This is a genomic window from Haloplanus sp. GDY1, assembly GCF_023703775.1.
In the GTDB taxonomy this organism is placed as follows: domain Archaea; phylum Halobacteriota; class Halobacteria; order Halobacteriales; family Haloferacaceae; genus Haloplanus; species Haloplanus halophilus.
The window spans coordinates 494,474-517,609 of sequence record NZ_CP098514.1 but is presented as its reverse complement, the minus strand read 5'-3'; the positions used below and the strand labels follow the sequence as shown (position 1 = coordinate 517,609).

19 protein-coding genes and 5 pseudogenes are annotated in these 23,136 nt (G+C 67.6%); 13 read left to right on the top strand and 11 right to left on the bottom strand.

The features are described from left to right. Positions 1 to 44 precede the first annotated feature (44 nt). The 4 genes from dnaJ to NBT67_RS02820 all read left to right on the top strand — a co-directional run bounded on the left by dnaJ (position 45) and on the right by NBT67_RS02820 (position 4,090). Positions 45 to 1,193: a molecular chaperone DnaJ gene (gene dnaJ / locus NBT67_RS02835; protein WP_251343304.1), complete on the top strand. Its 1,149-nt coding sequence runs from the start codon at positions 45 to 47 to the stop codon at positions 1,191 to 1,193. Positions 1,194 to 1,225: 32 nt separating this feature from the next. Further along, positions 1,226 to 1,921: an AMP-binding protein gene (locus NBT67_RS02830; protein ID WP_251343303.1), complete on the top strand. Its 696-nt coding sequence runs from the start codon at positions 1,226 to 1,228 to the stop codon at positions 1,919 to 1,921. A 92-nt stretch (positions 1,922 to 2,013) separates the two neighbouring features. Next, positions 2,014 to 3,411: a short-chain fatty acid transporter gene (locus NBT67_RS02825; protein ID WP_251343302.1), complete on the top strand. Its 1,398-nt coding sequence runs from the start codon at positions 2,014 to 2,016 to the stop codon at positions 3,409 to 3,411. Positions 3,412 to 3,661: 250 nt separating this feature from the next. Further along, on the top strand, positions 3,662 to 4,090 hold the full coding sequence (locus NBT67_RS02820) for a DUF2267 domain-containing protein (protein ID WP_251343301.1): 429 nt from the start codon (positions 3,662 to 3,664) through the stop codon (positions 4,088 to 4,090). Positions 4,091 to 4,130: 40 nt separating this feature from the next. On the opposite strand, the gene NBT67_RS02815 is transcribed toward NBT67_RS02820, so the two are convergent. Beyond that, positions 4,131 to 4,280, bottom strand: coding sequence for a DUF7557 family protein (locus tag NBT67_RS02815; RefSeq protein ID WP_251343300.1), 150 nt, complete (start codon positions 4,278 to 4,280; stop codon positions 4,131 to 4,133). 195 nt (positions 4,281 to 4,475) lie between these two features. On the opposite strand from NBT67_RS02815, the gene NBT67_RS02810 reads away from it, so the two are divergent. Continuing rightward, positions 4,476 to 5,060: a GNAT family N-acetyltransferase gene (locus NBT67_RS02810; protein ID WP_251343299.1), complete on the top strand. Its 585-nt coding sequence runs from the start codon at positions 4,476 to 4,478 to the stop codon at positions 5,058 to 5,060. Here the strand turns inward: NBT67_RS02810 and NBT67_RS02805 are convergent. From NBT67_RS02805 to NBT67_RS02795, 3 genes are all read right to left on the bottom strand, one after another. Beyond that, positions 5,057 to 5,272 (bottom strand): DUF8142 family protein, encoded by a 216-nt coding sequence (locus NBT67_RS02805; RefSeq protein WP_251343298.1) that lies wholly within the window; start codon positions 5,270 to 5,272, stop codon positions 5,057 to 5,059. The two genes, NBT67_RS02810 and NBT67_RS02805, sit on opposite strands and share 4 nt — an antisense overlap. Before the next feature lie 40 nt (positions 5,273 to 5,312). Next, positions 5,313 to 5,747, bottom strand: coding sequence for a zinc ribbon domain-containing protein (locus NBT67_RS02800; RefSeq protein ID WP_251343297.1), 435 nt, complete (start codon positions 5,745 to 5,747; stop codon positions 5,313 to 5,315). A gap of 75 nt (positions 5,748 to 5,822) precedes the next feature. Beyond that, on the bottom strand, positions 5,823 to 6,284 hold the full coding sequence (locus NBT67_RS02795) for a hypothetical protein (RefSeq protein WP_251343296.1): 462 nt from the start codon (positions 6,282 to 6,284) through the stop codon (positions 5,823 to 5,825). Positions 6,285 to 6,365: 81 nt separating this feature from the next. Between NBT67_RS02795 and cdd the strand changes: the two genes are divergently transcribed. The 4 genes from cdd to NBT67_RS02780 all read left to right on the top strand — a co-directional run bounded on the left by cdd (position 6,366) and on the right by NBT67_RS02780 (position 9,187). After that, positions 6,366 to 6,779: a cytidine deaminase gene (gene cdd / locus NBT67_RS02790; RefSeq protein ID WP_251343295.1), complete on the top strand. Its 414-nt coding sequence runs from the start codon at positions 6,366 to 6,368 to the stop codon at positions 6,777 to 6,779. Between the two features lie 122 nt (positions 6,780 to 6,901). Continuing rightward, the gene (locus tag NBT67_RS17975) at positions 6,902 to 7,033 is read left to right on the top strand and encodes a hypothetical protein (protein WP_256474684.1); all 132 of its coding nucleotides are present in this window, start codon (positions 6,902 to 6,904) and stop codon (positions 7,031 to 7,033) included. A 78-nt stretch (positions 7,034 to 7,111) separates the two neighbouring features. Beyond that, a complete protein-coding gene (locus NBT67_RS02785) occupies positions 7,112 to 7,915 on the top strand; it encodes a nucleoside phosphorylase (RefSeq protein WP_251343294.1) in 804 nt (267 codons plus the stop codon). 93 nt (positions 7,916 to 8,008) lie between these two features. Beyond that, positions 8,009 to 9,187, top strand: a complete 1,179-nt coding sequence (locus NBT67_RS02780; RefSeq protein WP_251343293.1) for an NAD(P)/FAD-dependent oxidoreductase — start codon at positions 8,009 to 8,011, stop codon at positions 9,185 to 9,187. 219 nt (positions 9,188 to 9,406) lie between these two features. On the opposite strand, the gene NBT67_RS02775 is transcribed toward NBT67_RS02780, so the two are convergent. Then, on the bottom strand, positions 9,407 to 9,940 hold the full coding sequence (locus NBT67_RS02775; protein ID WP_251343292.1) for an Rrf2 family transcriptional regulator: 534 nt from the start codon (positions 9,938 to 9,940) through the stop codon (positions 9,407 to 9,409). Positions 9,941 to 10,061: 121 nt separating this feature from the next. Here NBT67_RS02775 and NBT67_RS02770 point away from each other — a divergent pair, with 121 nt between their 5' ends. Then, entirely contained in the window at positions 10,062 to 11,012 is a 951-nt protein-coding gene (locus NBT67_RS02770; protein WP_251343291.1) for an NAD-dependent epimerase/dehydratase family protein, read from the top strand. 73 nt (positions 11,013 to 11,085) lie between these two features. Next, the gene (gene rocF / locus NBT67_RS02765; protein WP_251343290.1) at positions 11,086 to 11,973 is read left to right on the top strand and encodes an arginase; all 888 of its coding nucleotides are present in this window, start codon (positions 11,086 to 11,088) and stop codon (positions 11,971 to 11,973) included. Between the two features lies 1 nt (position 11,974). Here rocF and gyrA read toward each other — a convergent pair whose 3' ends face one another. The 6 genes and pseudogenes from gyrA to NBT67_RS18140 form a co-directional block, all read right to left on the bottom strand. After that, complete coding sequence (gyrA, locus tag NBT67_RS02760; protein ID WP_251343289.1) at positions 11,975 to 14,446, bottom strand: DNA gyrase subunit A; 2,472 nt, start codon at positions 14,444 to 14,446, stop codon at positions 11,975 to 11,977. After that, a pseudogene (locus NBT67_RS18095) lies at positions 14,443 to 14,862 on the bottom strand (DNA topoisomerase IV subunit B); the annotation flags it as partial. The gene gyrA and the pseudogene NBT67_RS18095, both read right to left, overlap by 4 nt. Before the next feature lie 6 nt (positions 14,863 to 14,868). Further along, positions 14,869 to 16,554: pseudogene (locus tag NBT67_RS18090) on the bottom strand (helix-turn-helix domain-containing protein); the annotation flags it as partial. Continuing rightward, a pseudogene (locus NBT67_RS18150) lies at positions 16,537 to 16,866 on the bottom strand (DNA topoisomerase (ATP-hydrolyzing) subunit B); the annotation flags it as partial. The pseudogenes NBT67_RS18150 and NBT67_RS18090, both read right to left, overlap by 18 nt. A 984-nt stretch (positions 16,867 to 17,850) precedes the next feature. Further along, positions 17,851 to 18,000, bottom strand: a pseudogene (locus NBT67_RS18145) (hypothetical protein); the annotation flags it as partial. Positions 18,001 to 18,045: 45 nt separating this feature from the next. After that, a pseudogene (locus NBT67_RS18140) lies at positions 18,046 to 19,347 on the bottom strand (ATP-binding protein); the annotation flags it as partial. Positions 19,348 to 19,603: 256 nt separating this feature from the next. On the opposite strand from NBT67_RS18140, the gene NBT67_RS02750 reads away from it, so the two are divergent. Together NBT67_RS02750 and NBT67_RS02745 are read left to right on the top strand one after the other, a co-directional pair. After that, entirely contained in the window at positions 19,604 to 22,006 is a 2,403-nt protein-coding gene (locus NBT67_RS02750) for a DNA topoisomerase VI subunit B (RefSeq protein ID WP_251343287.1), read from the top strand. Position 22,007: 1 nt separating this feature from the next. Beyond that, positions 22,008 to 23,096, top strand: coding sequence for a DNA topoisomerase IV subunit A (locus tag NBT67_RS02745; protein ID WP_251343286.1), 1,089 nt, complete (start codon positions 22,008 to 22,010; stop codon positions 23,094 to 23,096). The last annotated feature ends 40 nt before the right edge of the window (positions 23,097 to 23,136 follow it).

The following is a 23,136-nucleotide window of genomic DNA, read 5'->3' as shown; positions in this document are numbered from 1 at the left end:
GCCGCGTTTTTGAAATAGGTAGGAACGGTACGAGAACGTAACTGATGACAGAGGACTTCTACGACGTGCTCGGCGTCTCCCGGGACGCCTCCGAAGACGAGATCAAACAGGCGTACCGAAAGAAGGCCTCCGAGTACCATCCGGACGTGAGCGACGATCCGAACGCCGAGGAGAAGTTCAAGAAGGCCAAGAAGGCAAAGGAGGTGCTCACGGACGAGGAAAAACGGCAGGCGTACGACCGGATGGGCCACGAGCGCTTCGAACAGGCCGAGAAGCGTGGCGGGTTCGACGGCGGTGGCGGCGCCGGCGGGGGGCGCGGCAATCCCTTCGGCGGCGGTGGCGGTGCCGGCGGCTTCGAGGATATCTTCGAGCAGTTCTTCGGCGGCGGCCGTGGCGGCGGTGGCAACCGACCGCGACAGGGACAGGACCTGCGAACGTCGCTTCGGCTCGACCTCGAAGAGGCCTTCGAGGGCGTCGAACGCGAGTTCACGGTCACGCGCCCGACGCGGTGTCCGGACTGCGAGGGCGAGGGCCACCCGCCGGACGCCGACGCGGAGACGTGTCCGAACTGCGACGGCAGCGGACAGGTGACACAGGTGCAACAGACGCCGTTCGGCCGGATGCAACAGACGGGGACCTGTCGCCGGTGTGGCGGCGAGGGCACCCTCTACAGCGAGACGTGTTCGACCTGCGGCGGCGAGGGACAGACCCGCGAGGAGTCGACGCTCTCGGTCGACATCCCGGCCGGCATCCGCGACGGGCAGACCCTCCGGATGGAGGGCGAGGGCGCCCCGGGCGAGAACCGCGGGCCGAACGGCGACCTCCTGATCGAGGTGTCGGTCGCCGACCACCCCGACTTCGAGCGGGACGGCGACGACCTGCGGCACCAGCATCCCATCTCCTTCCCGCAGGCCACCTTCGGCGACACCGTCGAGGTGCCGACGCTCGACGGCACCGTCGAGATGGACGTCCCGGCGGGCACCCAGAGCGGCGAGACGTTCCGCCTGAAGGGCAAGGGGATGCCCCGTCTCCGGCGTCGGGGGCGTGGCGACCTCTACGTCCAGGTGCAGGTCGTGACGCCCGACGACCTGAACGAGGAGCAACGCGAGGCGCTCAAGGCGTTCGCCGAGGCCGGCGGCGAGGAGGTCGACGTGAAAGAGGGCTTCTTCGAGCGGATCAAGAGCAGCTTCTGAGCATGGCCGCCGCGAGTCACCCCGCCTGACGGATGCGCGTGCTCGGGGATCTGGTCGGGCGCGACCGCCGGAGCGAGCGGGTCGCCCTCGACGTGACGACTCGCGGCCGCGAGGTGAGCTACCGCGACTTCTGTACGACCAGTTGGAAGGCCGGCCACGCGCTCGCCCACCTCGGTGTCCACGAGGGCTCCCGCGTCGCCCTCGCGCCCGATCCGGAACCGGAGATCGTCGAGACGCTGTTCGGCGCGTCGCTCCTCGGCGCGCGGGTCACCTTCGACGTCGACGCCGACGCGCGGGTCGTGATGGGGGCCGTCGACAGCGAAGCCGCTCTGACCGACGGCGAGCGGAAGGTACTGGTGTACGGCGGCGCGCCGTCGGCGGCGACGGCGACCCACTGGGAGGGCGTCGTCTGGAGCGAGAACCCGTCGCTGCCGCCCGGCGAGCGGTCGCCCGACGACCCGGTGGTGGTCGACGGGGCGTCGACGCTCACCCACCGCGACCTGTGCGCCCGGGCGGCGGGCGTCGTCGACGGCGCCGGCCTCGGCGAGGGGACGGCCGTCGCACTCCGGGCGTCGCTCGCGGATCCGCGGGCGGTGATCGCGGGCGTGATCGCCCCGCTGCTGGCCGGCGGGACGGTCGTGCTCCCCGGGGACGAGGCGGCGGCCGAGGTGGCGGTCGGCGAGGGCACGGTGCCCGAGCCGGAGCGGATCGACCTCGATGCGGTGTAGCGTATCGGCCCGGGCAAACGCCCCACGACGACGGCGGTTGTCACCGCCTAGCATAGGTTTATCACCGACGATCATGTGCCATGTGAACGCCTATGTCAGCCCGACAGCGAGTGCAGTCGTTCGGACGGACGATGGCGGACTGGTCGGAGAAGTGGATCCCCAGCCCGTTCCTGTTCGCGGTGATCCTGACGCTCATCGCGTACGTCGCCGCCATCGCGTTCACGCCGGATGGGCCGTATCAGAACATCCAGAACTGGTACGACGGCTTCTGGACCCTGCTGACCTTCGCGATGCAGATGGTGTTGATCCTGGTCACGGGGTACGCCGTCGCCGACTCGGATTTCGTCAGCAGTTACCTGGACAGGCTGGCGTCGATACCCGACGACAACACGCAGGCGGCGGCGCTGGTGGCGGCCGTCTCGCTGATCTTCGGGTACTTCCACTGGGGCATCGGCCTCATCGTCGGCGCCATCTTCGCCATCTTCGTGGCCCGCGCGGGCTACGAGCGGGGGAAGACGTTCCACTATCCGATCCTCTGTGCGGCGGGGTACACGAGCCAGACCATCTGGCACGTCGGACCGTCGACGAGCGCGGGACTGCTCTCGGCGACGGAGGGCCACCCCTTCGAGGACATCATCGGCGTCGTCCCGCTCAACGAGAGCGTGTTCACGATCTACGCGTTCGGCATCGCGGTCCTCGTGTTCGTGACCGTCGTTCCCGTCCTCGCCTTCCTCGCGCCGGACGAGGAGAACGCGACGGGCATCGAGGAGTACGCGCCGAGCCTGCTGAAGGGCGACGAACTGGAGGACGCGGTCACCGACGGGGGGACCGCGACGGCGACGGACGTCTCCCGGTCGCCGGCCGACCGGATCAACGACAGCCGGGCCATCGCCTACCTCCTCGGTCTCGGCATGATGGTGTACGTGGTCAACTACTTCATCAACGCCGGCGGCGTCGGGGAGGCCCTCGACCTCAACGTGTTCAACTTCACGTTCATCGCCCTCGGCCTGTTCCTGCACAAGACGCCGGCGGCGTACATGGAGGCGATCCGTGACGCCACCGAGGGCGCCGCGGGGATCATCCTGCAGTTCCCCTTCTACGCGGGGATCCTGGGGATCATCAGCAACTCCGGGCTCTCGGATCTGATCGCGGAGGGGCTGCTCGCGGTGGCGACGCCCGAGACGTTCCCGGTGATCGCGTGGCTGCTCGGCGGGTTCATGAACCTGTTCGTCCCGAGCGGTGGCGGCGAGTGGGGGATCATCGGCGGCGTCGTCGGGAGCGCGGCGGTCGAACTCGGCGTGCCGCCGGGGAAGGCCATCGTCGCCTACGGCGTCGGCGACATGTGGACCAACATGTTCCAGCCGTTCTGGGCCATCCCGCTGCTGGGACTGACGCAGGTCCGCGCTCGCGACATCCTCGGATACACCATCATCGTCATGCTGGCGCTGTTCCCGGTGTTCGCGCTCGGACTCTACTTCCTGCCGTACTGAGCGGCGAACGTCCGGGTCGGCGCTCGGCCGTCACGGGTCCAGCCGACGGACGTCGCGCGCATCGTCTCACAGGAGCCGGTAGACCCGCGGGAAGACGAAAACGCACCCCGACGAGGCGTTCCGGGAGGGACGGTGCGGCTGGCTCCTCGAAACCCGGGAGGGACGACGAGCCGTCGGGTGTGCGTATCGTTCCCACGCGGTAAGAACGGCCGTCGCCATTGATTACGCCCCCCGAACACGTATCAACTGTATGAAATTCGACGAGTTCACGGGGACGGTGCAGCACCGACTCGAACTCCCCGGCACCGGCGAGACGGTGCGGGCCATCAGAGCGACGCTGATGGCGCTCGGCGAGCGGATTCCGGCCGGCGCCGCCGAGGACCTCGCCGCCTCGCTCCCGATGGAGATCAAGTGGTACATGACCGGGGCCGTCCACGAACACGGGCAGCGATTCGACTGGTCGGAGTTCGTCGCGCGGGTCGCGGACGTCGAGAACGCGGAGCGGGCCGACGCGGCCTACCACGCGCAGGTCATCGTCGACCTCGTTCGCGACCTGGTGCCCGAATCGGATTTCCGGCAACTGCGCGACCAGCTTCCGGAGAGCGAGGACGACGAGAACTGGGGGAAGCTGTTCGAGTTGACGGACGCGGGCGGGTGGAGCGACCCGAACGAGGGGTGAGCCGGTGGGGCCGAGGGGAGCGGACGGGTAGCCGGCGCGCTCACTCCGAGTAGCCTTCCTGCAGGAACGCGCCCTCGGTCTCGTACACCGAGACGAGTTCCTCGATCAACTCCTCGTAGGTCTCGTCCTCCTCGAGGAGGCCGTCCAGGCGTTCCCCGAGTTCGTCGCTGATTTCGAGCGTGTGGGGCATGCGAACGAGTACGTCACGCGGAACCAAAGAGTAATCGACGATTCCCACGAAACGGTAACCCCTCGGCAAGATCGATCGGAACGCGACGCGTTCCGGTGACGCCGGGGCGTTCGAGGTGGTCCCGGGGTGGTTCGCTGAACACGATCGATCGGCGGCCGGCAAATCCTTTTACCCCACCGCTCACTACGTCGGGGCATGTACGTCCGGGATGCCAAGAACCGAGACGAGGCTTGGTTGCTCGACCACATCGAGGAGATGGCCCTGGACGACGTCGCCTTCCGGTCCCGGGACTACGTCATCGCGGTCGACGAGGACTCCAACGCGCGGGCGGGGTTCGGCCGCGTGCGCATCCACAAGACCGACGCTGGCGACTACTGTGAACTCACGGGCGTCGGCGTCCTGCGCGCGTGGCGCGGGCAGGGGGTGGGAGCGCACGTCGTCGAGCGCCTGGTCGAGACGGCTGCGGCCGACGGCTTCGAGACGGTGTACTCGGTGACGGATCAGCCGAGCTATCTGGCGCAGTTCGGCTTCGAGGCCGTCGAGTCGAGCGCGCTGCCGGAGAAGATGGCCGAACGGCTGGCGGCGAAGCGGGAGACGATCCAACCCGACGCCGTCGCGACCAGCCTCCGGGTCGACGAGTTCGAGATGCCCGCCCGGTTGCGGGAGGCGTTCAAGAACGCCGCCCCCCGGGCGGAGGAGGAGGACTCGCCCGACGCCGACGCCGAGGACTTCGGCATCGACCCGGAGAGCGCGACGTACAAGTACGACACCGGACGCTAGGTCCGGTCGTCGAGGAAGTCGGTGCTGAACGCCAGCCACGCCAGCACCGTACAGAAGAGAATGGGCGGGAGGATGGCGAAGGCCCACAGCGGTTCGATGCCCCAGAACAGCAGGAGGAGCACGTCGGCGAGTCCGAGCAACAGGAAGGGCGTCACCGCGAGCAGCGCGCGTCGGCGGTTCGGCGTCGACGCCTCGCCCTCGGGGAGTGCCATGGTCGGGGGTCGGCGCTCCGCGAGTAAAAGTCCCTCGGGCCTACGGCGTGATCGTTCCGTCGTTGATCTTCTCGGCCTGCGTGTAGGCGTCGTACGCCACGGCGACGTGGACCACGGGGATCAACAAGAGAAAGAGCGGCCCGATGACGATGAACGTCAGGATCCCCGCGACGAAGACGATGACGAGGTCCATCACGGCCGTCCCGACGAACATGGCGATGCCCCGGCCGACCTGATCGTTGTACACTTGTCCGGCCCCGGGGACGACGAGCGACGCGACGAAGGAGACGGCGGCGTTCTTCTCGTCGGTGGCGGACTGCTGTCGCACCCCGCAGTCGGGACAGATCTCCGCGTCGGCGTCGATGACCGACCCACAGTTCGAACAGTACATCTCGTCGGGAGCGGGACTGCCGGCGGCGCCGGCCTCGGCAGTCGACGACGCCGGTCCCCCGTCGTCCGACTCGTCGCTGGACATACTTGTCAAATGAAAATGCAATTTCATAAATGTACCTCCGGCGTCGTCGCCGCAGCCTCGCCGGTGGACGATCGGTCAGTTCCCGACCGCACCGAGGACGCCGCCGACGGCGTATCCGACGGGCGAGAAGATCAGCAGTCCGATCAGGTTGGTCAGCGCGCCGAGTCCCTGGAGCATTCCGGACGCGACGGCGTCGGCGGCCGTGCTGCCGCCGATGGCCGCCAGGGAGCCGCCGAGGAGGGCCGACCCGGGAATCCAGAGCACGTTGAAGACGACGGCCGCGGTCATCCCGCTGACGAACGCGTGTTTCGCGCCGTCCGCCGGCTCGGTCAGCGACGTGAACGCGAACACGACGCCGGCACCGAGGAGGATTTCCTTGAACGTCGGCAGCAGTCCGATCAGGTTGATGATCGGGAGGTGGGTGATGACGAGCCCGGCGAACACGGCGGCTATCGACCTGCCGTACTGCCGTTTGAACGCCTCTCGACTCGTCTCGGATCCGTTCGCATCCCGGGCCGGGCTGTCGTCCCTGGACATTCGTTGGACAACTGTGGGTTTTGCGCTTAGTGTTTTCGCGGCGACCGAGGGTATATGGACCGGTCGGGTGAAGGACCACCCATGCCCGACGAACTCGTCGAACGTGCCCGCGACGCCCTCGACGCGGCGTACGTCCCCTACTCCGAGTATCGGGTCGGGGCCGCGCTCCGAACCGCCGACGGCACCGTCTTCACCGGCTGCAACGTCGAGAACGCCAACTACAGCAACAGCCTCCACGCCGAGGAGGTGGCCCTCGCCGAGGCGGTCACGCGAGGACACCGGGAGTTCGACGCGCTCGCCGTCGCCTCGGAGGCTCGCGACGGCGTCACGCCCTGTGGGATGTGCCGCCAGACGCTCGCGGAGTTCTGTGCGGACGACCTGCCCATCGTCTGTGACGAGGGCGGGAACGCGGTCAGCGAGTACACCCTCGGCGAACTGCTTCCGTCGACCATCGGTCCCGAGACGCTCGAAGCAGCCAAACGTAGCGAAGAGTAGAGACAATCGACACGAACGAACACCTATATCCGGATTTTCTCCACGTCCTTAGATAATATTACGTCTGTGTAATACATACTCACAGCAGCTTTTTATGGTATGGGTGACATCGTACTATCACGATGGCCGAACTCAAGAGCACCACGGCGACGTCCGACCTATCGACCTGCCCGTCCTGCGAGAGCGACGTGTTGAACGTCCAGGGGATCCACGCGTGTTCGACCTGTAGTTGGGTCACCCCCGAGTACCGATAGCGCGGCGTCGAGTCGCGAACCGGCGACGCGCCGGCAGCCCACCGCAGGTATTTCCGCTCCCTTTTCGTACGGGTCGTCATGGCAGACGACACCGACCGGCAGTACCACCTCGAAGTCGCGCCCGGGGACGTGGCGGAGACGGTGTTGCTCCCCGGCGACCCCGACCGCGTGGACGTGGTGACCGACCGCTGGGACGACGCGGAGACGGTCGCGTCCCACCGCGAGTACCGCACCGCGACGGGCACCTACGAGGGGGCGCCGGTCTCGGTCACCTCGACCGGCATCGGGAGCCCCTCCGCCGCCATCGCCGTCGAGGAACTCGCCCGCGTCGGCGCCGAGACGTTCGTCCGGGTGGGCTCCTGTGGTGCCCTCCACCCGGAGATGGCGGTCGGCGACCTGGTCATCACGACCGGGGCGGTGCGGGGCGAGGGGACGAGCGACGAGTACGTCCGCGGGGACTACCCCGCCGTCGCCGACCACGCCGTCGTCTCGGCGCTGATCGCCGCCGCCGAACGCCTCGGCTACGACTACCACTGCGGCGTCACGCTCAGCACGGACAGCTTCTACGCCGGCCAGGCACGGCCGGGGTTCGAGGGGTTCGAGGCGGCCGGAAGCGGGTCGTTACTGGACGACCTCCGGGAAGCGAACGTGAAGAACGTCGAGATGGAGGCCAGCGCCGTGTTGACGCTCGCGGGCCTCTACGGCCTCCGAGGGGGAGCGGTGTGTACCGTCTTCGCCAACCGGACGACCGGCGAGTTCTGCACCGAGGGTGAGGGGCGCGCCGCCGAGGTCGGCAGCCTCGCTGCCGCCCTCCTCCACGAGATGGACGACCGCCGCGAGGCGGCGGGGGCGGACGCGTGGCACGCCGGCCTCTCGTTGTAGACGACTGTCGACCCCACTCTCGACGAACGACCGATTCACGGCCGCTCGGGCGGTTTCAACACCCCTATAACGGATGGATTCGGACTGGGGCGTATGACCTCTCAGGTCGTCGTTCTCGGGTCCGGATACGCCGGCGCGGGTGCAGTCACGCGCTTCGAAGAGGTAGCGGACGGCAGCGCCGAGCTGACCTGGATCTCCGAGCACGACTATCATCTCGTTCTCCACGAGGCCCACCGTGTCATCCGCGACACGAGCGTCGCCTCCAAGATCTCCATCCCCGTCGACGAGATCAAATCCCCCGAGACGACGTTCCGGCAGGACCGCGTCACGGGCATCGACGTCGACGAGCGGGAAGTCGAACTGCAGGACGGCGATCCGGTCCCGTACGACTATCTGCTCGTCGCCCTCGGGAGTCGCACCGCCTTCTACGGCATCGAGGGACTGGAGGAGTACGCCCACACGCTGAAGGGTCTCGACGACGCCCGCGAGATTCACGGCGACGTGGCGGACGCGGCGACGGAGGCCACCCGGTCGGACCCGGCGCAGGTCGTCGTCGGCGGCGCCGGCCTCTCGGGCATCCAGTCGGCCGGCGAGGTCGCCGCCTACCGCGACGAGCACCGCGCACCGATCGACGTCACCCTCGTCGAGGGGCTCGACGAGGTGTTCCCGGGCAACGATCCCGAACTCCAGGGCGCGCTCCGCAAGCGACTGGAGGCCACCGGGGTCGAGATCATGTGCGGCGAGTTCGTCTCGAAGGTCGACGAGGAGACCATCTACGTCGGCGGCGGCGAGGAGGAGGAGCCGACCGAACTCGACTACGACGTGTTCCTCTGGACCGGCGGCATCACCGGACAGGACGAACTCGCCGACTGCGACGTCGACAAGGACGACCGAAGCAACCGCGTGTACGCCGAGCGCGACTTCCGGACGAGCGACGACCGGGTGTTCGCCATCGGCGACACGGCGCTGATCGAGCAGGGACCCGAGGAGTTCGCGCCGCCGACGGCCCAGGCCGCCTGGCAGGCCGCCGAAGTGGCCGGCGAGAACCTCTTTCGGGCCGCGAAGGGGCAGTCGCTCCGGACGTGGACCCACGACGACAAGGGGACGCTCATCTCCATCGGGGACGAGGCGGTCGCACACGGCGTCGACCCCCTGCCGATCAACACCTTCGGGGGCGTCGGCGCCGAACTGCTGAAGAAGGCGGTCGCCGCACGCTGGATCGCGGACGTCTCCTCGGTCGGCCGGGCCATCGACGCCTGGTCGGACATGTAGGCGTCCCGCGTCGAACCTTCCCCTCGACGCCGCGGCGGGGACCCCACGAGCGTCGACCGAGAACCGGTTCCCCCGACGGGGGCTCGACCGACGGGGGAGGGAGTCCTCGGTCGAGGGGGAAGGGACTGCCCGGGAGGGCGGTCGGTGTCATCGCCTCGCGTCGGGCCGGGGGTCGCGACGGGGCCGTCGACCCCCGCACGGAGTCCGGGATCGATGCGGTCAGTGCTCCGGCTCTTCGGCCGGCGCCCGCATGTCGTCGATGCGCAGGATCAGGATGTTGTCGGTGTCGTCCTTGCCGTCGACCGTGCCGTCGATGACGAGCTTCGAGAGGGGCGTGGGGCCGACGCGCACCTTGTCGCCCTCGTGAAACTCCCGGACCGACCCCTGGACGTGGATCTCGGCGCGACAGAGGTCGGGGTGGTGTACCGACGAGAGGTCGATTTCGCCCACGTTCGCGGTGTCGACGGGCTCGCCGTTGTGGAGCAGCGGGACGGCCGCCGGTTCGTCCATCTGGTCCACGTCGAGGGCCTCGTAGGCGTTGGCCGTCGGCTTGTAGCCGCCCTTCGGGCCCGGTACCCCTTCGACGAGCTGGAGGGCTTTCAGGCTCTGCATCTGGTTGCGAATGGTGCCCGGGTTTCGATCGACCTCCTCGGCGATGTCCTCACCCTTGACCGCGTCCTCCGTCTCGCGGTGGAGGTTGATGAGGGCCGTGAGGATCGTCTTCTGACTGGACGTCAGTTCGATGGATGACATGCGTGGTGATTGGTGACTAGCGTTATTAAATTCGAGGGATGTGGGGAAACCGCGCTGGGTTTCGAGCTTTCGTCGCCGTGAAAGCGATACGGCTTTGGAGCCCTCGGGACTCGTCTCCCCCATGGAAGGGAAGCGAGTCCTCGTGACGGGCGGTGCGGGGTTCATCGGGTCGAACCTGGCGAACCACCTCGCCGCCGACAACGACGTCATCGCCCTCGACGACTGTCACCTCGGTACGCCGGAGAACCTGGACGGCGTCGACGCCGACGGCGACGCCGACGGTCCCGTCGAATTCGTCGATGGGAGCGTCCTCGACGACGACCTGCCGACGGACGTGGACGTCGTCTTCCACCTCGCGGCCTACTCCTCCTATACGATGGTCGAGGAGAACAAGCGGGAGGCCACCCGCGTCAACGTCGAGGGGTTCGTCAACACGGTCGAACAGGCCCGCGAGGACGGCTGTGACACCGTCGTCTACGCCACCACCTCCTCCATCTACGGCTCCCGGACCGAGCCCTCCCCCGAGGACATGCCCGTCGAGGCCCGTACCTGCTACGAGGCGTCGAAACTCGCCCGCGAGCGCTACGGCGAGTACTTCGGCCACCACTACGACATGAGCCTCGCGGGCCTGCGCTTCTTCTCGGTCTACCAGGGGTACGGCGGCGCCGAGGAACACAAGGGGGAGTACGCCAACACCGTCGCGCAGTTCGCGGACGCCATCGCGGGCGGGGAGTCGCCCGTCCTCTTCGGCGACGGCTCGCAAACCCGGGACTTCACCCACGTCGACGACGTGGTCCGGGCCATCGAACTCGCCGCCGACCACGAGTTACAGGGCATCTACAACGTCGGCACCGGCGAGAGCTACGACTTCAACACGATGGTCGAGATGATCAACGACGAACTCGGCACGGACGTCGACCCCGAGTACGTCGAGAACCCCTTGCCCGTCTACGTCCACGACACCATGGCCGACGCCTCGAAACTCCGGGAGGCGACCGGCTGGGAGCCGGAAATCGACTTCGAGGAAGGCGTCGCGCGGGTGTGTGCCCCTTACCGGGACGCCGACGAGTAGCGGAGGGCGTCGCGACGACGCCCGAGCGGCCGCCGCCCTGACGCTTTTTCACGCCGCGCCCCCTACGACGTCCATGACCCGTTCGGTTCGCGTCCTCGGCGTCCCCACCGACTACGGGGCGAGTCGCCGCGGCGTCGACATGGGGCCGTCGGCGATTCGCTACGCCGGCCTCGGGGCCGCGCTCCGGGACATCGGCCGCGACGTTCGCGACGCCGGCGACCTGTCCGTACCCCGAACCGAGAACCGCGACCCCGGCCGCGCGGACGCGAAGTACCTCCCGGTCGTCGAGTCGGTCTGCACCCGCCTCGCGGACCGGGTGTGCGAGACGCTCGCGGCCGGCGAGACGCCGCTCGTTCTCGGGGGCGACCACTCGGTCGCCATCGGCACCCTCGCGGGGACGGCCCGCGACGCCGACGTGGGCGTCCTCTGGTTCGACGCCCACGGCGACTTCAACACGCCGGCGACGACGCCCTCGGGCAACGTCCACGGGATGGCGCTCGCGGCCGCCCTCGGCCGCGGCGAGTTCGCGGACGCGGCGTGGGCGCTCGCCGACCTGGACCCCGGGCGCGTCGCGCTCGTCGGGGTGCGTGACCTCGACCCCGGCGAGCGGGCGGCCCTCCGCGAGAGCGACGTCCACGTCTACACCATGTCCGATATCGACGACCGGGGCGTCACGGCCGTCGTCGACGACGCCGTGGACGCCGCGAGCGGGGGCGACGGCGTCCACGTCAGCCTCGACCTGGACTGGCTGGACCCGACGGAGGCACCCGGCGTCGGGACGCCCGTCCGCGGTGGCGTCACCTACCGCGAGGCCCACGCGGCGCTCGAACGGGCGGCGACGGACGCGACGGTGCGGTCGCTGGAACTCGTGGAGGTGAACCCGATCCTCGACGACCACAACGGGACGGGCGAACTCGCGGTCGAACTCGCCGCGAGCGCGCTCGGAAAGCGGATCCTGTAGGTCAGCTCTCGTCGTCCGAGAGGGAGTCCCCCGCGCCCGCCCGGCCGGCCGGGATCACGGCCACCGACGCCACCGAGTCGCCGGCGTCGAGGTCCATGACGATGACGCCCATCGTGTTGCGGCCGACGGTCGAGACGTCCTCGACGGGCGTGCGGATGATCTGGCCGCCCTCGCTCATCACGACGAGGTGATCCCCGGGGCCGACGGCGTCGATCGCGCAGGCGGGGCCGTTGCGCTCGTCGGTCTTGATGTCGATCAGCCCCTTGCCGTAGCGGGACTGCTGGCGGTAGGCGTCGACCGGGGTGCGCTTGCCGTAGCCGTTGTCCGTCACGGAGAGCACCCAGTCGTGGTCCGCGGGGGCCACGGCGGCGAGGCCGACGACGTGATCCTCGCCCTCCAGTTTGATGCCGCCGACGCCGCGGGCGTCACGGCCCATGGGACGGACCTCGTCCTCGTCGAAGCGGATGCTCATCCCGTCGGCGGTGGCGACGATCAGGTCGTGGTCGCCGTCGGTCAACTCCACGTCGACGAGGGCGTCGTCGTCCTCCAGACGGATGGCGCGGATGCCCGTCGAGAGGATGTTGCCGAACTCCTCGACGGCGGTGCGTTTCACGCGCCCCCGCTTCGTCGCCATCGTGAGGTACCGGCCGGCGCCCTCCTCCAGGTTCTCGCAGTCGACGACGGCCTCGATCTCCTCGCCGTCGTCGAGGTCCAGCAGGTTCACCGCCGACTTGCCGCGGGCGGTGCGGCCCATCTCCGGCACCTGGTAGGTCTTCAGCTTGTAGACCTGCCCGTGGTTGGTGAAACAGAGGAGGTAGTCGTGGGTGTTCGCGAGGAAGACCGAGGAGACCCGGTCGCCCTCCTTGAGGTCGGTGCCGATGATCCCCTTCCCGCCCCGGTGCTGGGCGTCGAACGTCGACAGCGACATGCGCTTGATGTAGTCGTCCTCGCTGACGACGACGAGGGTGTCCTCCTGGGGAATGAGGTCCTCGTCGGTCACCTCGCCCGTGTCCTCGATGATCCGTGTGCGGCGCTCGTCGGCGTACTCCGCCTTGATCTCCCGGAGTTCGTCCTCGATGACGCCGAGGAGTTCCGACTCCTCCTCGAGGATCTCGGTCAGGCGGTCGATGCGGGCCTGCACCTCCTCGTACTCCTCCTCGATGGCGGCCGTCTCCATCGACGTGAGGCTGCCCAGCTGCATCGCGACGATGTGGTCGACCTGGTCCTCGGAGAAGTCGAAGGCGGCAATCAGCGCCCGCTTGGCGGCGTCGCGGTCCTCGGCGTCCTGGATGAGTTCGACCACTTCGTCGGCGTTCTCCAGCGCCGTCAGGCGGCCCTCGAGGATGTGGGCGCGGTCCTCGGCCGCTTCGAGGTCGTACTCGCTGCGGCGGCGCACGACCTCGCGGCGGTGATCCAGGTACACCTCCAGCGTCTCCTTGAGGTCGAGCACCTTCGGCTGGCCGTCGACCAGCGCGAGGTTGATGACGCCGAACGTCGTTTCGAGGTGGGATTCGAGCAGTTGGTTCTCCACCACGTCGGGGTTGGCGCCGCGCTTGAGTTCGATCACGATGCGGATGCCGTCGCGGTCGGACTCGTCGCGCAGGTCGCGGACGCCGTCGAGTTTCCCCTCGTTCACGTCGTCGGCGATGCGCTCGATCAGGCGTGCCTTGTTCGACTGGTAGGGGAGTTCCGTGACGACGATGCGGTCCTCGCTCGTCTCCAGTTCGGCGCGGACGCGCAGGCGACCACGCCCCGTCTTGTACGCCTCGTAGATGGCGTTCCGGCCGACGATGTTCGCGCCGGTGGGGAAGTCGGGCGCGACCACGTGGTCCATCAGATCCTCGACCGTGCAGTCCGGATTCCGGATGAGGTGGATCGTCGCGTCGATCACCTCGCCGAGGTTGTGCGGCGGGACGTTCGTCGACATCCCGACGGCGATGCCCGAGGAGCCGTTGACGAGGAGGTTGGGGAAGGCCGCGGGCAACACGTCGGGTTCCTGCTTGCGGCCGTCGTAGTTCGACGAGAAGTCGACGGTGCCCTTCTCGATGTCGTCGAGCAGTTCCTCCGCGATGGGCGACATCCGCGCCTCGGTGTAGCGCATGGCCGCCGGCGGGTCGCCGTCGATGGAGCCGAAGTTCCCCTGGCCGTCGACCAGCGGCGCCCGCATCGAGAAGTCCTGTGCCATCCGCGCCAGCGCGTCGTAGATGGCGGAGTCGCCGTGCGGGTGGAAGTCACCCATCGTCTCGCCGACGACGGAGGAGGACTTCCGGTGGGAGGCCCGCGAGGTGACGCCCGCCTCGTGCATGGCATAGAGGATGCGCCGGTGGACGGGCTTGAGGCCGTCGCGGGCGTCGGGGAGCGCCCGCCCCGCGATGACCGACATCGCGTAGTCGATGTAGGACTGCTCCATCTCCTGTTCGATCCGGGCGGTGTCGACGCGGGCGGCCGGGACGTCGGAGCCGTCCGAACTCATATGTCCACCCACTCCGCGTCGCCGGCGTGTTCCTTGATGAACTGTTTGCGGGGTTCGACCGCGTCACCCATCAGGATCGAGAACATGCGGTCGGCGGCCGCCGCGTCCTCCAGCGTGATGCGCTTCAGAATCCGGTTTTCCGGGTTCATGGTCGTCTCCCAGAGCTGATCGGGGTTCATCTCCCCGAGGCCCTTGAACCGCTGGACCTGATCGGGGTTGCCGTTACACTGCTCCTCGACGATCCGGTCGCGTTCCTCCTCGCTCATCGCGTCGTAGGTCTCGCCGCGATACCGGACCCGGTAGAGCGGCGGTTGCGCCGCGTAGACGTAGCCGCGTTCGAGGAGCGGCTTCATGTGCCGGTAGAGGAGGGTCAACAGGAGCGTCCGGATGTGCGCGCCGTCGACGTCGGCGTCGGTGTTGTGTGCACAGAGCCCACCCATTCCAGCGACGAAGTTCTCGTCGTGCTCGACGGAGAAGTCGTAGACGTACTCCCCGGTCGGGTCGACGCGTTCGACGCGTCGGACCGACAGCGCAACCAGATCGTCGGAGATCTCGTGGTACCGGCGGGTGCCCTCGTTGTCGCTGCCGTGCTCGACTTTCGGTCGCAGTCGATTCCCGTCGCGGTGGTGTTTCCAGACGTCGTCGAGCTCCGCGAGGTCGGAGCGTGCGGCGACCGTGATCGTGTGCCGATCCGCGTTCGTTCCGTACCCGCCGATCTCGTCCGCCGACGTCACCGAGTGAGACGCCACGACGCCCTGCGCGGAGAGGAGGTACATGATCCCGCTGGCGAGATCACGCGAACAGGTCGTCCACGAGAGATTCGTCTCGGAGACGGACCCGTCGCCGTGGAGGTAGCCCCGCAGGAACGCGCGCTGGAGCGGCCTCGACACGTCGAAGACGAGATCCGGCACGGTCTTCGATGCGGCCGTCTCGCCAGTGCAGCCGAACACCTGCTCCCAGACGAGCGCGGCGACGCGGTTGACGAGTTTCACTTCGTCGACACGACTGTCGGCCTCGCTGTGCTTGGCTCGAATCCCGAAGACGTGTTCGAACGCATCGCGGTATCGCTCTACAAGCTCGCGGTTGTTCGGCCCCATCGCGAGTCGAATCCCGTTGCGGGGGGAACTGGACCCATCGGCGGCGTAGAAGCCGAGCAGTTCGAGGAGCGTCTCGTCGATCTCCACGTATCTATCGACGGCTTCGTCGGCGTAGTGTTCGGGAGTGAGCGTCACTTCGGCGTCCTCGGGAATGTGTTCGAGGTCGTCCTCGGTTAGTTCGCTGACGCGAACGTACTCCGTGACGCGATTCGCAGGTGACCCCTCGTACTGCTCGTTCCACCGCTGGTCGAGCAGGGAGTCCACGACCGACACCTGTTCCATCACTGCGGCGGGGGAGACGCCGATGACCTCACAGTATGCTTGGAAGTTCGAGACGGTCGGCCGCGACTGGCCCCGTTCCCACTCCGAAACCGTGACCGGTTGGGCGACGCCGACTGCGTCGCAGACGTCCCGCTGTGTCAGTTCGGCATCCGTCCGCTGGGCGCGTAGCGTCTCCCGAACCGACTCCGGGGCGTCGACGCGTGGCTCGGCACGAGCCACGACGCCGCCGTCCGCGGCGTACTCCTCGCGCGCCCTGTGTTTGAGCAACTCTTCGATCCCGTCCCCGCGCGCGTAAATCTCCGAGTCGAACGCGTCGCCACGCTCGACGAGTTCGGCAAGCAGGTCGATCCGCTCGCCGTCTCGATCCCCGTGTAGCGGGACGGAGCGTGGCGCGACGACGCGATCTCCGGGGGCAATCTCGTCGCCTGCTGCGAGTTCGATCCCTCCATCCCGGTGAACGAACACGCTGTGGGAGGCAGTCACCCGCAGGTCCCGCCCGTAGTCCGTCTCGATTTTGTACAGCGGTTCGTCGATCTCGTGCCGGATGACCTGATCGATGGGGCGGAACTTCGTGGTCTCGTCGTCGCGACCGAAGCAGAGCACTTCGTACTCCTCGTATCCCTCGCCGTCCGCCTCGATGACCTCGTCGACGAACGGTCCGATCTCGACGAATCGCGTCCGACCGTCGCCGTCACGAACGAATCCGTGTTCGGATCCGTCGACACTCATCAGGATGATCCGCTCGTAGCGGGCGTCCTCGATGTCGAACTCCTCGCCGATGCCCGTGCCGATGGCGGTGATGAGCGCCCTGATCTCGTCGTTCTCGAGGATGCGGTCGAGGCGGTGTTTCTCGACGTTCAGGATCTTCCCCTTCAGCGGGAGGATGGCCTGGAACTCCCGGTCGCGGCCCTGTTTGGCGCTGTTATGGACGAACACCCCCGATTCGAGGGCGAAGTTGTGGGTTCCCGGAACCTCGATGTCGTACACGTCGGCCCGTTCGTCGATCCGTTCGACCGAGACGACCGAGTGGTTGTGGCTCTCGACGGCTTCGAGTAACGCATCCTCGCCCTCGAAGAATTTCTCGACGGTCGTTTCCTTCGTTAGGACGTTCGGGCCGGCTTCCTCACGTCGTCGTTCGTCGTAGTCCTCCAGATCACCGTCCGCTTCGAGGACCTCCTTCATGAACGGAATCGTGTGCTGGTAGTACGTCTCGTTGTACGCCTCCATCCGCCGTTCTCGGAACTCCTCGGTCCACTGTTCTTCCGTCTTCTCGCTTCGCCACTCGCGGAGTTCCTCGTCGTCCCACTGTTCGTTGGCTTCTCGACGGCGGGCTTCGACGGCTTCGGGATGTTCCTCGTAATACTGCTCGATCCGCTCCGACTGTTCCTCCCGATGCTCTTCGTCGGCCCAATACTTGCGTGCCTCTTCTGCGAGTCGACTGTGAACGCGCGCCCTGTACTCCGGATTGTTGTCGTAGTACTCCCACCAAGCCTCGCGCATCTTCTCCTCGTACTCCTCGTCTTCCCACTGCGCTTTGGCCTGTTCGCGGAGTAGTTCGACGGTCTCGTCCCGCTGCATCCGCTCGCTCATCCTCTCCCGGAACTCGTCTGACTGTCTGAGTTCCCGAAGCGTTTCTTTTACTTCGTCGGTGTGGAGCGTCTCCGCCGCGTGTTGCCTGTGGAGTTCGAGATGCTCCTCCTTCGGGAGTCGTTCGATGTTGTCCGGGCGGTTGTTCCGCTTGTCGAAGTCGACGTGATGCTTGTGCGCTCCCGCGTCGGCGTCGTATCTTCCGTGTTCGATGTTGTACCGGTCGGCGAGGAGGTGCGTGAACTCCCAGAAGTCGTTCATCACCGGCTGTTTCACCATCTCGTATCCGTCGATGGTGATGTTCTCGTCCGACGTGTCCGATGATTTCCGGTAGAGCGGCATCAACGACTGTCCCTCGCCGAGATGCTGGGCCTCGCAGTAACTACCGTCCCGAAGCATGAACTCGTGGTCCGGGGTGCAGGTAATCGTTTCACCGTCGTCCAGCGTGACTTCGACTAGCGGTGCGTCCTCCCTCGTGATCCGTGGGTGCTCGATCCGTTGGAGGCCGATCCGCCCGTCGTCGTTCACGGTGTAACAGTAGTGTGTCTCCCCGTCCGCGTACGCGTCGGCGAGTTCCGCGAACGTCATCGACTCTCCGGAGGCGAGGGCGATTTCGGTATCGGCGGTGAAACAACCGCCGGCGCTGTCGCCTTCCACCACGAACAGTTCGGACTCGCTCGGGTCCTTCGACTGGCAGTCCGCGAGCTTTCCGGGCAGCGCCGTCGACTCCAGCGCGCTCTTGCGGCGGGTGAGTTCCTCCGCCTTCTTCGCCGCCTGTCGCGCCTTCGCCGCCTCGACGGCCTTGCCGACGATGGCCCGGGCGGTGTCCGGGTGTTCCTCGAAGTACGTCCCGAGTTGCTGGTGGACGGCGCTCTCGACGATGCCCCGCACCTCGCTGTTGCCGAGTTTCGTCTTGGTCTGGCCCTCGAACTGCGGATCGGGGTGTTTGACCGAGATGACGGCCGTCAGCCCCTCGCGGACGTCCTCGCCCTTGAGGGTGCCGTCGAGGTCACCCAGCAGTCCCTCGGTGGTGGCGTAGTCGTTGACCACGCGCGTGAGCGCCGTCTTGAAGCCCGTCAGGTGGGTGCCGCCCTCGCGGGTGTTGATGTTGTTGGCGAAGGCGTGGATCGACCCCTGCAGTTCGTCGGTGGCCTGAAGCGCCACCTCGACGGCGATGTCCTGTTCCTCGTCGTCGAAGTAGATGACGTCGTCGTGGAGGGCGGTCTTGGTCTCGTTGAGGTACTCGACGAACTCCCGGATGCCGCCCTCGTAGCGGAAGGAGACGGCCTCGTCGTCGCGCTCGTCGGTGAGCCCGATTTCGACGCCCGAGTTGAGGAAGGCGAGTTCGCGGAGCCGCGTCGACAGCGTGTCGAAGGAGAAATCCGTGTGTTCGAAGATGTCGCCATCGGGCCAGAAGCGGACGGTCGTCCCGGTGTCCTCGTCGGCGTCGAGGTCGCGGACCCGCTGGAAGGCGTCGGGGTCGGGTTCGCCGCGTTCGAACTCGTGGCGCCAGACGGCGCCGTCCCGTTTGATCCGCACCTCCAGTCGCTCGGACAGGGCGTTGACGACGCTGACGCCGACGCCGTGGAGGCCTCCCGAAACCTGGTAGGACTTGTTGTCGAACTTCCCGCCGGCGTGGAGGACGGTCATGATGACCTCCACCGCCGGCCGGTCGTACTGCTCGTGCGTGTCGACGGGGATGCCGCGGCCGTTGTCCGAGACGCTCACCGAGTCGTCGTCGTGGACGGTCACCTGGATGGCGTCGCAGTAGCCCGCCAGCGCCTCGTCGATGGCGTTGTCGACGACTTCGTAGACGAGATGGTGGAGGCCGCGGTCGTCCGTCGAGCCGATGTACATCGCCGGACGCTTCCGGACGGCCTGGAGCCCCTCCAGAACCTGTATCTGCCCGGCTCCGTACTCTTGTTCGTCAGCCATAGAACCTACACGCCGTAGACGACCACGCCCCTTAAACGCTCGCACGCGTGCGCGCGTCCACAATTACGCTTCCCGCAAACCGAAATTCCGATGGGGAATCGACAAGCGGAGTTCGGCCTTCGCCGCCGTCGGCGCTCGACGGCCGGCGTGGTAGAGGTCCGGCGGCCGACGTCCCCGCTCGGGCGCGCTCGTCGCCGTCCACTTTCACCCCGCTGGCGGTGGCCTTTTAAACGTCGTGCCGGTACGAAACCCACGGATGACATCGTTCCAGTCGACGCTCGGCGAGGAGGGGGGCATCGCCGAGGAGCTGGCCGAGAACCAGCGGGCCATCTCCATCGCCGAGTTCTTCGAGAAGAACAAACACATGCTCGGGTTCGACTCCGGGGCCCGGGGGCTGGTCACCGCCGTCAAGGAGGCGGTGGACAACGCCCTCGACGCCACGGAGGAGGCCGGCATCGCGCCCGACATCTACGTCGAGATCACCGAGGCGGGCGACTACTACAAACTCGTCGTCGAGGACAACGGGCCCGGCATCACGAGAGAGCAGATTCCGCGCGTGTTCGGGAAACTGCTGTACGGCTCTCGATTTCACGCCCGAGAACAGGCCCGCGGTCAGCAGGGGATCGGGATCTCCGCCGCGGTTCTCTACTCGCAGCTCACCTCCGGCAAACCCGCGAAGATCACCAGCCGAACGCAGGGGAGCGCCGAGGCCCAGTACTTCGAACTGATCGTCGACACCGACGACAACGAACCGGAGATCAGGGAGGAGCGAACCACCGCCTGGGACCGCCCCCACGGGACGCGGATCGAACTGGAGATGGAGGCGAACATGCGCGCTCGCACCCAGCTTCACGACTACATCAAACACACCGCGGTCGTCAACCCCCACGCGCGGGTCGAACTCCGGGAGCCGGGGCTGGACGAGCCCCTGAAGTTCGAGCGGGGGACCGACCAGTTGCCCGCCGAGACGGAGGAGATCCGACCCCACCCTCACGGCGTCGAACTCGGGACGTTGCTGAAGATGCTCGACGCGACGGACTCGTACTCGGTCTCGGGGTTCCTGCAGGGGGAGTTCACCCGCGTGGGCGGGAAGACGGCGACCAAGGTGTGTGACCGCTTCCGCGACAACTACTTCGGTCGCGAGATGGCGTGGACGACGCCGGGGCCGCGTGCCGACGCGGACGTCGAGGACGCCGTCCTGGGGGCCGTCGCCAACAAGAGCGCCGAGGCGACCGACTGGTTCGCCGGCCGCGTCGCGGAGACGGTCGGCGACCGGGAGCGCCTCGCCCACCACGAACTCGTCGACGTCGTCGACAACCTCGCCGACGCGGCCGAGGAGGAGTTCGGGGAGACGTTCGGCTCGACCGTCCGCGGGAACGCCGTCGACGCGGCGTGGGGGGAGGTGACCCGCGCCGACCTCCTGGCCGCCTCGCTGTACGACCGCGTCGACGACGCGACGAGCACCCGGAAGGACGACGCGACGGTGCGGGGACTGGCCGAGCGCCTCGCCGGGAAGTTCGCGGAGAGCGAGGACCCGCGTCACCGGGCGACCCGCGACGAACTCGCCGAGTACGTGGACCGCTCGGCCGACCGGGTCGAGGAGGCCGAGGACGCCACCCTCGGCGACACCGCCCGCGGGAACGTCGTCGAGTCGTGCTGGGCCGTGATGCGGACCGTACCCGACGACCTCCCGAAGGTGACGGCGGTGGCGGACGACCGCGACACCGCCTCCGAACTCCTCGACGCGATGCGGGAGACGGACATCCTCGCGCCGCCCACGGACTGTCTCTCGCCCATCACCGCGGACCTCGTCGAGGCGGGGCTCCGGAAGGAGTTCGACGCCGACTTCTTCGCGGCGGCGACCCGCGACGCCGAGGTCCACGGCGGCGACCCCTTCATCGTCGAGGCGGGAATCGCCTACGGCGGCGACCTGGAGGGCGAGGGCTCGGCGGACGTGATGCGCTTTGCCAACCGCGTCCCCCTCGTCTACCAGCGCGGGGCGTGTGCCATCACGGACGTGGTGAAGGAGATCGGGTGGCGGAATTACGGCCTCGACCAGCCGGGCGGCCGGGGGCTCCCCTCCGGGCCCGCCGTGATCATGGTCCACGTCGCCTCGACGAACGTGCCCTTCACCAGCGAGTCGAAGGACGCGGTGGCGAACGTCCCCGAAATCGAGGACGAGATAGAACTCGCCATCCGCGAGGCCGCCCGGGAACTGAAGTCGTATCTCAACCGCCGGCGATCGCTGGAGAAGCGCCGCCGCAAGCAGGAGGTGCTGGGGGAGATCCTGCCCGAGATGGCGGACAAGCTCGCGGCGGTGACCGGTCGCGAGCGGCCGAACATCGACGGGGCGCTCGGGCGCATCATGAACAACGTCATCGTCGAGCGCGCCGTGGAGGACGGCACGGTCACGCTCGCGGTGCGGAACCACTCGGATCGCAAGGAGACGCCGGAGGTGACCGACATCGTCTCCGCCGAACCGACGGCGGTGAGCGACGGCGCGTCGGTCGTCGACCTGGACGACGAGTGGTTCGTGCAGTGGTCCCCGTCGGTGTCGGCGGGCGAGACGGCGACGCTCACCTACGAGGTGGGCGAGGGGGCGACCTTCGACGTCGACGTCGAGGGCGTCGAGAGCGAGAAACTCACGGTGAACGCCTAACATGAGCACACAGGACGAACGCGCCAGACGGAAGCTGATCGACCTCGCGGCGGAGTTCTACGACCAGTTCGAGCGAGGGGAGGTGCCCGAGATGACCCTCCCGACGCGGACCAAGAGCAACATCGAGTACGACGAGGAGAGCGGCGTGTGGGTCTACGGCGACCGCACCTCGACGCGGTCGGCCAACTCGGTGCAGGGCGCGCGCAAACTGCTCAAGGCCACCTACACCATCGACTTCCTCGCCCGGCAACTGGAGGAGGGCCGCTCCTCGACCCTCCGTGAACTCTACTACCTCTCGGAGTCGTGGGACGCCGACGAGGCGGCGTTCTCCGATCAGGACGAGTCCAACCAGTTGATCGAGGACCTCGAAATCGTCTCGGAGGTGACCCGCGAGGACTTCCACATGCGCCCCGAGGAGTCGGGCGCGACCCTGATGGGCCCGCTGGAGTTGCGGGAACAGACCCGGCGCGGCGAGCGCGAAATCCACTGTCAGGAGGACGTCGGCGAGGGGGGCTACCAGATCCCCAACAACCCCGACACCATCGACTTCCTGGATCACGACGTCGACTTCATCCTCTGTGTCGAGACCGGCGGCATGCGGGACCGCCTCGTCGAGAACGGCTTCGACACCGACTACGACGCGCTGATCGTCCACCTCAAGGGACAGCCGGCGCGGGCGACCCGCCGCATCACCAAGCGCCTCCACGACGAACTCGACTTGCCCGTCGTGGTCTTCACCGACGGCGACCCCTGGTCCTACCGGATCTACGGCTCCGTCGCCTACGGGTCGATCAAGAGTGCCCACCTCTCGGAGTATCTCGCGACGCCCGAGGCGCAGTTCGTCGGCATCCAGCCCGAGGACATCGTCGAGTACGACCTGCCGACCGACCCGCTCGCCGACTCCGACGTGAACGCCCTCGAGTCCGAACTGGAGGACCCCCGCTTTACCACCGACTACTGGACGGAGCAGATCGAACTCCAACTGGACATCGGCAAGAAGGCCGAACAGCAGGCGCTGGCCTCCCGCGGCCTCGATTTCGTCACCGACGAGTACCTGCCGACCCGACTGGACGAGATGGGCGTGTTGTAGCCTCACGCACACTTATTCCCCTCGGGGTCGTATCGGGCGG